The sequence below is a fragment of the Caballeronia fortuita genome (assembly GCF_001544835.2).
Lineage (GTDB): Bacteria > Pseudomonadota > Gammaproteobacteria > Burkholderiales > Burkholderiaceae > Caballeronia > Caballeronia fortuita.
Window position 1 is genome coordinate 163,773 of the sequence record NZ_FCNX02000003.1, and the last position, 12,354, is coordinate 176,126.

Annotated in this window: 7 protein-coding genes; 4 read left to right on the forward strand and 3 right to left on the reverse strand. The window is 63.4% G+C overall.

Annotated features, from left to right (window positions below):
* Nucleotides 1-55: 55 nt before the first annotated feature.
* The 4 genes from AWB77_RS07720 to AWB77_RS07735 all read left to right on the forward strand — a co-directional run bounded on the left by AWB77_RS07720 (nucleotide 56) and on the right by AWB77_RS07735 (nucleotide 8,134).
* Nucleotides 56-3,490: a transglutaminase family protein gene (locus AWB77_RS07720; protein WP_061133828.1), complete on the forward strand. Its 3,435-nt coding sequence runs from the start codon at nucleotides 56-58 to the stop codon at nucleotides 3,488-3,490.
* 36 nt (nucleotides 3,491-3,526) lie between these two features.
* A complete protein-coding gene (locus AWB77_RS07725; RefSeq protein ID WP_061133829.1) occupies nucleotides 3,527-6,151 on the forward strand; it encodes a circularly permuted type 2 ATP-grasp protein in 2,625 nt (874 codons plus the stop codon).
* Nucleotides 6,148-7,044 (forward strand): transglutaminase family protein, encoded by an 897-nt coding sequence (locus tag AWB77_RS07730; RefSeq protein ID WP_096031098.1) that lies wholly within the window; start codon nucleotides 6,148-6,150, stop codon nucleotides 7,042-7,044. Before AWB77_RS07725 ends, AWB77_RS07730 begins: the two co-directional genes overlap by 4 nt.
* A 112-nt stretch (nucleotides 7,045-7,156) precedes the next feature.
* Nucleotides 7,157-8,134 carry an aldo/keto reductase gene (locus tag AWB77_RS07735; protein ID WP_061134079.1) on the forward strand — a complete coding sequence of 326 codons (978 nt, stop codon included), beginning with the start codon at nucleotides 7,157-7,159 and terminating at the stop codon, nucleotides 8,132-8,134.
* A gap of 6 nt (nucleotides 8,135-8,140) precedes the next feature.
* Here the strand turns inward: AWB77_RS07735 and AWB77_RS07740 are convergent, their stop codons facing one another.
* The 3 genes from AWB77_RS07740 to AWB77_RS07750 form a co-directional block, all read right to left on the reverse strand.
* Nucleotides 8,141-9,697, reverse strand: a complete 1,557-nt coding sequence (locus tag AWB77_RS07740; RefSeq protein ID WP_061133830.1) for a phospholipase D family protein — start codon at nucleotides 9,695-9,697, stop codon at nucleotides 8,141-8,143.
* A gap of 28 nt (nucleotides 9,698-9,725) precedes the next feature.
* Nucleotides 9,726-11,066 (reverse strand): TAXI family TRAP transporter solute-binding subunit, encoded by a 1,341-nt coding sequence (locus AWB77_RS07745; protein ID WP_374728679.1) that lies wholly within the window; start codon nucleotides 11,064-11,066, stop codon nucleotides 9,726-9,728.
* A gap of 184 nt (nucleotides 11,067-11,250) precedes the next feature.
* Nucleotides 11,251-12,240 carry a hypothetical protein gene (locus AWB77_RS07750; protein ID WP_082852611.1) on the reverse strand — a complete coding sequence of 330 codons (990 nt, stop codon included), beginning with the start codon at nucleotides 12,238-12,240 and terminating at the stop codon, nucleotides 11,251-11,253.
* Between the last annotated feature and the right edge of the window lie 114 nt (nucleotides 12,241-12,354).

The following is a 12,354-nucleotide window of genomic DNA, read 5'->3' on the forward strand; positions in this document are numbered from 1 at the left end:
GCGCGTCGCAGCGCGTATTGCGTGCACGGCATCAACTGAACAAAAGGAGTCTGGTGTGTCCATTCGTGTCGCGTTGAACCATGTCACGCATTACCGTTATGACCAGCTCGTCGGTCTGTCACCGCAAGTCGTACGATTGCGGCCCGCGCCGCATTGCCGCACGCCAATCGTGTCGTATTCGATGCGCGTGGAGCCCGAGGATCACTTCATCAACTGGCAGCAGGACGCGTTCGCCAACTATCAGGCGCGCCTCGTTTTCCCGGAGAAAACACGCGAATTCAAGGTGACGGTCGATCTCGTCGCCGAAATGGCCGTCTATAACCCGTTCGATTTTTTTCTCGAGCCTGCGGCCGAGAAATTTCCGTTCACCTACGCGCCCGAGTTGTTGCACGATCTCGCGCCCTATATGGTCAAGCGCGCGCCGACGCCGCGCTTTGCCGCGTTCGTCGAGAGCATCGATCGTTCGCCGCACGCCACCATCGATTTTCTCGTCGAATTGAATCAAAGGTTATCGCGCGACATTCGCTATCTGATTCGCATGGAGCCGGGCGTGCAGACGCCGGAAGAAACGCTCGAAAGCGCGGCGGGCTCCTGCCGTGATTCGGGCTGGCTGCTCGTCGAAACGCTGCGTCATCTCGGGCTCGCGGCGCGCTTCGTGTCGGGTTATCTGTTGCAGCTCGCACCGGACACCAAGTCGCTCGATGGACCCAGCGGCACCGAAGTGGACTTCACTGATCTGCATGCGTGGTGCGAAGTCTTTCTGCCGGGCGCAGGATGGATCGGCTTCGATCCGACCTCCGGCCTTCTCGCAGGCGAAGGACACATTCCGGTCGCATGCACGCCGGAACCGGACAGCGCTGCACCGGTTTCGGGCGCGATCGATCCGTGCGAAGTCGAGTTCGTCCATACGATGTCCATCGAGCGCGTGCTCGAAACGCCGCGCGTCACGAAGCCCTACAGCGAGGACGACTGGAACGCCGTGGTGCGCATGGGCGAACGCGTGGATGCGCAATTGAACGCATCGGACGTGCGGCTCACGATGGGCGGCGAGCCGACTTACGTTTCGGTCCGCGATCGCGACGAACCCGAATGGAACACCGACGCGCTCGGCCCGACGAAGCGCGCCTATGCAGTGTCACTGATGGACAAGCTGCGCGCGCAGTACGGCGCGGGCGGCTTCCTGCACATCGGACAGGGAAAGTGGTATCCGGGCGAGCAGTTGCCGCGCTGGGCCTTGTCGCTGTTCTGGCGTGCCGATGGCGAACCGTGCTGGCACGATCCGGCGCTGTTCGCGGACGAGCGGCAGCCCGCGTCCTATACGTCGGATGACGCCGCGCGCTTCATCCGTCATCTCGCGGGCAAGCTCTCTTTGGATTCAAAATACATTCAACCGGCGTACGAGGACACGTGGTACTACCTGTGGCGCGAACGCCGTTTGCCGGTGAACGTCGATCCGTTCGACTCGCGCCTGGACGACGAACTGGAACGCGCGCGCCTGCGCCGCGTCTTCGATGCCGGCCTGCCGTCGATCACGGGCTACGCGCTGCCGGTCGCGCGCGAGGACGGCCCGGCGCTGGAGCCGGGCCACTGGACGAGCGGGCCGTGGTTCTTCCGCGACGAGCGCATGTACCTGATTCCGGGCGATTCGTCGATGGGCTATCGCCTGCCGCTCGACTCGCTGCCGTGGGTGGCGGAGGGCGACTACCCCTGGCAACACGCGCACGATCCGTTTGCACCGTCCGTGCCGTTGCGCAGCGCGACTGAATTACGCATGCAATATGCGGATCTGGATAATGAATCACGCATGCAAAATGCGGACGCGCGCCCAACGCGTTCCGCCGCCGCAACCGGTGACGCGCGGGATCGCGTGCCTCAACGCGGCGAGTCGGCCAACTGGATCGCACGCACCGCGCTGTGCGTGGAAGCGCGCGATCCGGCGCGCGCGGCCGGTCCGAAAGCGGAAGCCGATGCTTTCGCGAAACTCGGTAACGGCAACAAGCTGATGCATGTGTTCATGCCGCCGCTTACCGCGCTCGACGATTACCTCGACCTGCTCGCAGCCATCGAAGCGACCGCAGCCGATCTCAAGATTCCGGTGATCGTCGAAGGTTATCCGCCGCCGCGCGATCCGCGTCTCAAGATGCTGCAGGTGACGCCCGATCCCGGCGTGATCGAGGTGAACATTCATCCGGCCGCGAACTGGAACGATCTCGTCGAGCATACGGAGTTTCTCTACAACGCGGCGCACGAGTCCTATCTGAGCCCCGAGAAATTCATGCTCGATGGCCGGCACACCGGAACGGGCGGCGGCAATCACTTCGTGCTCGGCGGCGCAACGCCTGCCGACAGTCCGTTCCTGCGACGCCCCGATCTGCTCGCGAGCCTGATCGCGTACTGGCACAACCATCCGTCGTTGTCGATGTTGTTCTCGGGTCTCTTCATCGGTCCGACGAGTCAGGCGCCGCGCGTCGACGAAGCGCGCAACGATGAGGTCTATGAACTGGCGATCGCGTTCGCCGAATTGCAGCGTCAACTCGATCTGCTCGGTGGACGCGGCAACGCGGCCGTGCCGCCGTGGCTCGTCGATCGCATCCTGCGCAACATCCTGATCGACGTGACGGGCAACACGCATCGCGCGGAGTTCTGCATCGACAAGCTGTACTCGCCCGATGGCCCGACCGGCCGCCTCGGCCTGCTCGAATTGCGCGGCTTCGAGATGCCGCCTCATGCACGCATGAGTCTCGTGCAGCAACTTCTGCTGCGCGCACTCGTGGCGCGCTTCTGGGATACGCCTTACACCACGCGTCTCACCCGCTGGGGCACGGAGTTGCATGACCGCTTCATGCTCGGCACCTTCGTGCAGATGGACTTCGACGACGTCCTCTCCGACTTGCGCGATGCAGGCTTCGCGTTCGAACGAAGCTGGTTCGCACCGCACTTCGAGTTCCGTTTCCCGCTCGTCGGCGCATACGATACGAACGGCATCGCGCTCACGATCCGTAATGCGCTCGAACCGTGGCACGTGATGGGCGAAGAGGGCGCGATCGGCGGCACGGTGCGCTTCGTCGATTCATCGGTCGAACGTCTCGAAGTGCGCGTGCTCGGCCTGAACGGCAATCGTCATGTCGTCACCGTGAACGGCGAGCCGCTGCCATTGCAGCCGACCGGGCGCGTGAGCGAATACGTCGCGGGCGTGCGCTTTCGCGCATGGTCGCAGGCGGCGTCGCTGCACCCGACCATCGGCGTGCATGCGCCGCTTACGTTCGACATCGTCGATACATGGACGGGGCGCGCTATCGGCGGATGCCAATATCATGTCGCGCATCCGGGCGGGCGCAACTATCAGACCTTCCCGGTCAACGCCTACGAAGCGGAAAGCCGCAGACGTTCGCGCTTCTTCGCAACGGGACACACGCCCGGCGCGATGCATGTCGAAGCCCGCGAACGCAGCCTCGAATTTCCGTTCACGCTCGACCTGCGTTATCGTTGAATGCAATCATCGTTCGAATAAAGAACAGAGACGACTTTGGCTTATCAATCCACTTTGCCATTCGATATCGCAGCGGCGCGAATCGATGCGCTCGCGCTGCTGCGCACGCTGCCCGCGCGCGAAGGGCATTGGGACGAGTTGCGCGATGCAGCGGGCGCATTGCGCGAGCCGTGGCGGCAATTCTTCGAGCTGCTCGGAGAGCGGGGCATCGCGCGGCTCGACGAAGGCGTGGCCGCCGTCGCGCGGCAGGTGCGCGACAACGACATCACGTACAACGTGTACGCCGATAACGGCAAGCCGCGCGCGTGGTCGCTCGATCTTCTGCCGCTCATCATCGACGAAGACGAGTGGGCGCTGATCGAACGAGGCGTGGCACAACGCGCGCGGCTCATGGAAGCCATCGTCGCCGATGTCTATGGCCCGCAAACGCTGCTGCATCGCGGACTCTTGCCAGGCGCGCTCGTGTTTGGTCATCCGGGGTATCTGCGCGCGGTGAAGGGCTTCATGCCGCCTTTCGGCCGCTTTTTGCAGATCGTCGCGGTCGATCTCGCGCGCGCGGAGTCGGGTGCGTGGACGGTCATCGCGCATCGCACTGAAGTGCCTTCGGGTCTCGGCTATGCGCTCGAAAACCGCCTGATCGTCGCGAGCCTCTTCGCCGATCCGTTCCGCGCGATGCGTGTGAGCCGGCTCGCGGCGACCTATTCGCAACTCATCGCGACGATCGCGCAAGCCGCACGCGCGACGATGCGCGATAACGAAGATAGTCGCAGCGATGCCTCGGACGATGCACCGCATATCGCATTGCTAAGTCCGGGCCCGTTCAGCGAGACGTATTTCGAACATATCTTTCTCGCGCGTTATCTTGGCGTGACGCTCGTCGAAGGCAAGGACCTCACGGTGCGTCATGACAAGCTCTATCTCAAGACGCTCGCTGGCCTGTCGCGCGTGCATGCGGTATTGCGTCGTCTCGATGATGCGTTCTGCGATCCCGTCGAGTTGCGCGCGGACTCGACCATCGGCGTGCCGGGCTTGTTGCAGGTGATGCGTGCGGGCAATGTGATGGTGTCGAACGTGCCGGGCGCGGGCTTCACCGAATCGCCCGCGCTCAACGCGTTCTTGCCAGGCATCGCGCAGGCGCTGCTCGGCGAGTCGCTCGAATTGCCGACCGTGCCGACATGGTGGTGCGGCGAAGAAGCCGCGCGCCGTGAAGTCTTCGAACGCCTCGACAGCGCGCTCATCGCACCGACATGGCCCGGCGCGCAGAGCGATGAGGCGCCGGGCATCGATGCGGGCGTGCAAGACCTCGCGGCTTGGCGCGAACGCATCGAACGCGCGCCGGATGTCTTCACGGTGCAGGAGAATCTGCCTTTCTCCACGACGCCGCGCTTTCATGACGGCGCGCTCGGTTCGCGTCCGTGCGTGTTGCGCGCCTATGCGATCGCCAACATTGATGGAAGCTGGAGCGTGTTGCCGGGCGGCTTCACGCGGCTCGCTGCCGACAAGCGCGCGACCGTGTCGATGCAGTTCGGCGGCAGCAGCGTCGATACATGGGTGATGTCGAGCCAACCCGGCGGTTCCGTATCGTTGCGACCCACGCCGATGAAGCCGGGCGAATTGCGCAAGCATCGCATCGTATCGAGCCGCGCCGCGGAGAATCTCTTCTGGGCGGGACGTTACGGCGAGCGCGCGGAAAACAACGTACGCCTGTGCCGGCTCTTGCTCGGCATGCTCGATGGCAGCGACGCCGAAGAACTCTTTCCGACGCTCGCGGAACTCGCGTCGCAATGCGGTCTGATACCGAAGGCCGACACGCTCGCGCGAAGCACGCCGCAAGCGTTCGAACGCGTGCTCGTCGCGGGCTTGCCGGAGTCGAGCAGGGCGACGAGCATCGGCGGCAATCTCGCGGATCAGGTGCGTGCGAGCGGCGAGATACGCGACAGGTTATCGACGGATCATTGGCGCACGATCCTCGCATCGCGTAACGACTTCCGCGATGCGCTCGCGCGTCTCGTCTGCAACGATCACGGCGATGAACATACGGTGCGAATCGGCCGCGATTACGATCGGCTGATGCTTGCAGGCGCGCTCGAACAACTCGCGACGCAGCTTACCGCAATCAGCGGGGCGCAAGGCGATCGCATGACGCGCGACGAAGCGTGGCGGCTGCTGTTCATCGGGCGGCATATCGAACGCGTCTCGACGATGTCGACGATCCTGCGCGTGGTCGCCGAGCGCGGCACGCTTGCATCGCCCGCTGGATTCGATCTGTTGTTGCAGCTCTTCGACAGCACGCTCACGTATCGCTCGCTGTATCCGGGAAGACTCGAAGTGCCGGCGTTGATCGATCTGATCGTCGTCGATCAAACCAATCCGCGCGGACTCTATGGCGTCTACTCGCGCCTTCGCACCAAGCTCGATGAGATCGCTGCGGCAGCGGGCGGCGCGCGCCGCGCACAAGCGATACGCTTCGCGGACCTGCTCGTTCACGCCGATACGTTGCCCGATCTCGCGACGCTCTGCGAAACACGCAAGGATGGCCGTCACGATGCGTTGATCGCGCTGTGCGACAAGCTCGTTGCTTCGGTGAGCGCGGCATCGAACGAAGTCAGCGCGCGCTACTTCAGTCACGCGAACACGCTTGCCGCGCAGGTGTCGTCATGAGTCTCGGACTGAACGACACGGTGCTCGCGGTCACGCATCGCACGACCTATCGTTATTCAACGCCGGTCGAAATCGCGCAGCATCTCGCGACAATCCGTCCGTTGCATTGTCCGTGGCAGCAGGTCATCTCGCATACGGAGCGCATCGAACCGGTGCCGTCCTACGTGCATAGCCGCGTCGATGCATTCGGTAACGACGTGCTGTATTTTTCGCTCGATGCGCCGCACGAACGCCTGTCGATGACGAGCGAGACCACCGTGCGCCTCACGCGTCGCTGGAATGCGCTGGATCCGCAAGCCACGCCGCCGTGGGAGAAAGTCGCGCAGAGGCTGCAATATAGCGTGGGCGGTGCGTTCTATCCCGAGAGCGAGTTCTGCTACGCGTCGCCCAACATCTCGCTCGATCATGCCCTGCGTACTTATGCGCAGGCGAGTTTCGCCGCGGGCACGCCGCTCGTTGCGGGCGCGATCGATCTCATGCATCGCATTCACGCGGACTTCGAATACAAGCCTTCGGCTACGGCGTTCGATACACCCGCGTCGCGCGCATTCGAATTGCGTCATGGCGTGTGTCAGGACTTCTCGCAGGTGATGATCGGCTGTCTGCGCGCGCTCGGATTGCCCGCGCGTTACGTGAGCGGTTATCTTCGCAACGATCCGCCGCCGGGGCATCCACGGTTGATCGGCGCGGATGCATCGCATGCGTGGGTTTCCGTGCATTGTCCGCAAAGCGGCTGGATCGATCTCGATCCGACCAACGATGTCCTCGCGGACCTCGATCACGTCACGCTCGCAACGGGGCGCGATTACAGCGACGTGTCGTTACTGCGCGGCATGATATTGGGCGGCGGCGCGCATCATGTCGATGTGGCGGTGAACGTGCTTGCGCTCTGATGTGCCATCGGGTGAAAGCAAGCAAAGCGATGCTGGGTTAATGTTCTAGCTTTCGCCGCTCATGCGCGCATGGCTTCGCGCATGCCTTACGCTTTGCAAGGAGATTCGCACGATGGATTACGTGAAACTGGGTTCGACCGGTCTCGAAGTGTCGCGGATTTGTCTTGGTTGCATGACATACGGGGTACCCGATCGCGGCACGCATCCGTGGACGCTCGATGAAGAGAAGAGCCGCCCGCTCATTCGCGACGCGCTCGAAGCCGGCATCAATTTCTTCGACACGGCCAACACGTATTCGGACGGAACATCGGAAGAAATCGTCGGACGTGCCCTGCGCGACATGACGAAGCGCGACGATATCGTGATCGCGACCAAAGTATTCAATCGCATGCGTCCCGGACCGAATGGCGCGGGATTATCGCGCAAGGCTATCTTCAACGAGATCGATAACAGCCTGAAACGTCTCGGCACCGATTACGTCGATCTTTATCAGATCCATCGCTGGGACTACACGACGCCGATCGAAGAAACGCTCGAAGCGCTGCACGATGTCGTGAAAGCGGGCAAGGCCCGTTATATCGGCGCGTCGTCGATGTATGCGTGGCAGTTCAGCAAGTCGCTCTATATATCGCGCGCGAATGGATGGACCGAGTTCAAGACGATGCAGAATCACCTGAACCTGCTGTATCGCGAGGAAGAGCGCGAGATGATGCCGCTCTGCAAGGATCAAGGCATCGGCATGTTGCCGTGGAGTCCGCTCGCGCGCGGCCGTCTCACGCGCGAGTGGGACGCAACGAGCGCGCGGCAGGAATCGGATACGTTCGGCAGCACGCTTTATCGCACCGACGACGCCGATCGCGCAGTCGTCGAAGCGGTCGCGGCGGTCGCGAAGGCGCGCGGCGTACCGCGTGCGCAAGTGGCACTCGCATGGGTCGCGCAGAAGTCGCCGGTGACCGCGCCGATCATCGGGGCTTCGAAGCCGGAACATGTGAGCGATGCGGTCGCGGCCCTGTCGCTGAATCTCAAGGCGGAGGAAATCGCGCAGCTCGAAGCGCCCTATGTGCCGCACGCGGTGTCCGGTTTCAAATGATGCGTCTCATAGCTGCGATTCGATAGGCAATAGGCCAAGCATCCAGATTCCCGCGCGCCTGAACGCCGACACGCCCGGCTCGCTATCGAGTTCGGTCGTGTTGCCGTTGGCGTCGGTATCGATCCATACCATGCGCGTGCGGCCGTTGCCATCGTCGCGCAACTCGACGCGCCACGCGATGCGATCGATATTCATGCCGATGCCATCGGCCACTTGCACGGCCGCCGCCGTGCTCTCGCAATACACGCCGATCTCCGTATTCAACTGCACGGAACGCGGGTCGAGATTCATCGAGCCGATGAAGATGCGCTTGCGATCGAATACATAGGTCTTTGCATGCAGCGATGCTTTGGACGAACCGAAGGTCGTCTTCTTCGCGCTCTTGTCGTCGTCCGCCGATGCGACGGGCTTCAGCTCATATAGCTTCACGCCCGCCTCGAGCATGTCCTTGCGATAGCGCTGATAACCCGCATGCACGGCGGCGACATCGGTGGCGGCGAGCGAGTTCGTGAGCACGGTCACGCGCACGCCGCGCGAAGTCATCGATCGCAGCCATTGCACGCCTTCTTCGCGCGGCACGAAGTACGGCGACACGATCAGCATGTCACGATGGGGATCGAGATCGAGCGCCTTGAATTGCGACATCAAATGGCCTTCGGTGTCGCCGGGCGCGCGCGTGATCTTCGCGGGATCGTCGTAGAGCAAGGTTGCCTTGCCCCATGAAAATGCTGTCTCGTGCGCCTGTATCACGTTCGTATAGCGCTCGCGAATTTGCGCGACATAAGGCGAGCTTTGTTCCGACAACAGATAGCTATCGAGCTTTTGACGATAACCGGCGAGCGCTTCGGAATCGGCGTGACGCCGCAGCAGATTATCGATCGGATAAGCCGCATCCGAGTTCCAGTACATGTCGAAAGCAGTCGAGACTTCGCGCACGACAGGACCGTGCACGAGCACATCGAGATCGCCGAACGCGACCGTGCTCGATGCGCCGAAGTACTCGTCGCCGATGTTGCGTCCACCGAGAATTGCCGCCTGGTTATCGGCGATGAGCGCCTTGTTATGCATCCGCCTGTTCACACGAAAGAACTCGGCCGCGGAGCCGAGCCGCTTGAACGTGCGGTTCGCCACTGGATTGAAAAGCCGCACTTGCACGTTCGGATGCGAGGCGAGCGCGAGCAGGAACTGGTCGTCCGCATTGGTGCCGAGATCGTCGAGAAGAAGACGCACGCGTACACCGCGATCGGCGGCGCGCATGATCGACGCGGCCATTTCGCGCCCGGTCAGATCGTCGTGCCAGATGTAGTACTGGAGATCGAGCGAACGCTCTGCGTTCTCGCTGAGGATCACGCGCGCGATGAGCGCGTCCATGCCGTTCGATAACAGATGAAACGCGTTGTCGCCGGGATGCGCGGCCTCGCTTGCCGCGAAGGTTGTGCCGAGGCGCGTAGTCTCGGTGCCGGTCAGCGCGTGCGAGTGCATGCGACCGGCTTGCGGCGGAAGGCTCGCGCATGCTGTCACCAACATCGTCAACGCAACGGCGAACCAGGTACGAAGTTTCATCGCGTGCCTTCGGCTGTGTCATGCGTATCTAGACCATGCTCTTTTCCCGCCGCGATGCTTCGCTCAGCCGTGCGCGCACGAAGCTAACGTGCTCGCGAAGCACATAGAGGGCATCGGCGTAAGCGAGCGGCAGCTTGAGCGTATCGAGTGATTCTTCTATGTAGTCGAGTTCGACGACGAGCGCGCGCCGCTCGTCCTCGCTCGTGACGCGCATCGCGCCGCGTTCCACCGCGATCAGCGCGCCGTAATAGCGATAGATGCGCGAGCGCACGCGCCATCGATAGAGCGCGGGCACGAGGCGAAGCGCGGGAAAGATCAGCACCGCGACGGGCAGCAGCAACACGAGCGCGCGATCCGCGATATTCGCGAGCCAGAACGGCAGCGTGCGATACAGAAAGCTCTTGCCCGAGCGATAGTAGCGGCTCGCATCTTCGCTGATCGGAAACTCGTGCGCGACGGGACTCGGGAACTGCCCCGCTCGCTGCAGCAGACCCGCCGTGCCATGCACTTCCTGCGCCGCTTCGATGAGCAGATCGGATAACGCGGGATGCAGACTTTGCCGCGCGACGAGTTCGACTGTCGGACTGATCAGATGCACGGTCTGCGGTGGAATGCGTCTGCCGAGATCGAGCACGCCGGGCGGCAACTCGATCTCGTCGAGATACGGAAAGAGACGCGTATAGGCACGCGCTTCGTTGAAGTCCATCACCGAAATGCCGGGCACGCGCAAGAGCCGCAGCATCAGCGCGCGCGTCGCGGAATCGCCGGACAGGAAGACCGCGTCGGCCTCGTTGCTGACGAGCTGCGTCGCGGCCTGCAGGCCATCGGTCGGCAGAAGTTGTGTATCGCCGCCGGGATAGATGCCGTTCGCTTCGAGCAGCTTGAGCGATAACACGCGCGTGCCGCTGCCTTCGCGGCCGATCGCGATGCGCTTGCCTTCGAGTTGCGATAGCAGCGTGAGCGGCTTGCCGCGATAGAACACGACGAGCGGCACGTACGACACGCTTCCGAGCGACGTTAGTTGCGACGCCTGTTCCTTCGTCGCGATGCCGCCTTGCACGAGCGCGAGGTCGACGTGCTGCTTCGGATCGAGAAGACGTTCGAGGTTCTGCACGGAGCCATCGGACGGCAACACCTTCAGTGTGATGCCGTTACGCGCGAGCAGCTTCGCGTATTCCTGCGAGATGACATAGAAGGAGCTGTCGGGCTGACCCGCGCTCATCGTGATGGTTTTGGGCGGCGCGGGATCGACGAGCCAGTAGACGAGCGCGACGACGATCGCAATGAGCAGCACGACAGGGCCCGCCGTCCACGTGATGTCGTGGAGGACACTCTTCGCATGATCGCGAGGCAGATGCGGGCGCTTCATGCGATATCTCGTCATGAGCGCGCATGCATGACTGCGTGCGTAACTGCTTGCGTACGGCGAAAGACATGAAGCATGTCGTGCCTTCAATCGGAAGCGGCGTTGCTTCGCAGTGTAACGCGTGCTGCGGATAAAACGACGAAGCCGGCGCGCATGCGGCCGGCTTCGTGGATGCTGCTTCGCTGCTTTATGCCCAGTGCGCGGGAATCCAGAAGCGTCCGACCCAATGACCCGGGATCAGGACCGCGCGGTGCGGCGGCACGACATAGACGGTCTTCGCGGGCGGCGGCGGCGCGACATACACGGTCTTGACCGGAGCCGGTGCCGGCGCGACCACTACCGTCTTCGCGGGCGGCGGGGGCGGCGTGACCACGACCGCCGACGGAGCCGGGGGCGGCGCCACGACCACCGTCGTCGAAGGCGGCGGGGGCGGCGGCACGATCACGGGCGCGGCGACGACCGTCGTTCCGGTGACCACAGGGGCGGGCGCGATGACCGTCGTGCTCGAACTCACGGTGCCGCCGCCGACGACCGTCGTGCTGTGCGAGCCGCTCGTGACCGTCGCGGTGCCCGACGTCGTGACCACGCCAGGGGCGACGCTCGTCGCGCTGCCCGAATGGTTGACGGTGCCGCCGTTGGCCGTGTTCACCGTGCCCGAGCGGTTGCAGGTGTAGCCCGCGCAATTCGTGGATGCCGAGTGTGTCGACGTATTGCCGTTCGGTCCCGTCACCGAGCCGGACGACGAGTACTGGCCGGGCGCCGTGCGCGTCACGGTATCGCTGCCGGTCGCGGTCTTGCCGTTCGGGCCGGTCGCGCTGCCGTTGTGCGTGCAACTGCCGCCTGCGCAGCTCGTATCGCCTGCGTGCTGCACGGAGCGGCCGTTCGGGCCGTAGGCGGTGCCCGAGTTGGAGAACTGGCCCGGCGCGGTGCGCGTCACGGTGCCGGAGTTCGTGGCGACGTGGCCCCACGGATTTTCGACGCCGCCCGCATGCGAGCAACTGCCGCCGCCGCACGAGCCGACGTGCGCGCCCTGATACTCGCCACGACCCGTGTAAGCCGTACCGCCGCGCGCCCAGCCCGCGAAGGCGGAACTGCTCGCGAGCGTGAGGGCGGCGGTCGCGGCGACGATGAACACATGGCGCAGGTGGCGCTTGCCGAAAGTCGATCTGCTTTTCACGGGATGTCCTTCTCGGTTCTTTAAGCCACGTTGCGTTTCGTGTGGCGACGGAGATGACTATAAAGAAGAGGTCCGGCGAAGTCCCGCGGCAACTTATTTCACGCGATGTCATGA

Coding starts and splice junctions, on each gene's coding strand:
- AWB77_RS07730 (WP_096031098.1), top strand. CDS start 6,148: ATGAGTCTCGGACTGAACGACACGGTGCTCGCGGTCACGCATCGCACG.
- AWB77_RS07735 (WP_061134079.1), top strand. CDS start 7,157: ATGGATTACGTGAAACTGGGTTCGACCGGTCTCGAAGTGTCGCGGATT.
- AWB77_RS07745 (WP_374728679.1), bottom strand. CDS start 11,066: ATGAAGCGCCCGCATCTGCCTCGCGATCATGCGAAGAGTGTCCTCCAC.
- AWB77_RS07740 (WP_061133830.1), bottom strand. CDS start 9,697: ATGAAACTTCGTACCTGGTTCGCCGTTGCGTTGACGATGTTGGTGACA.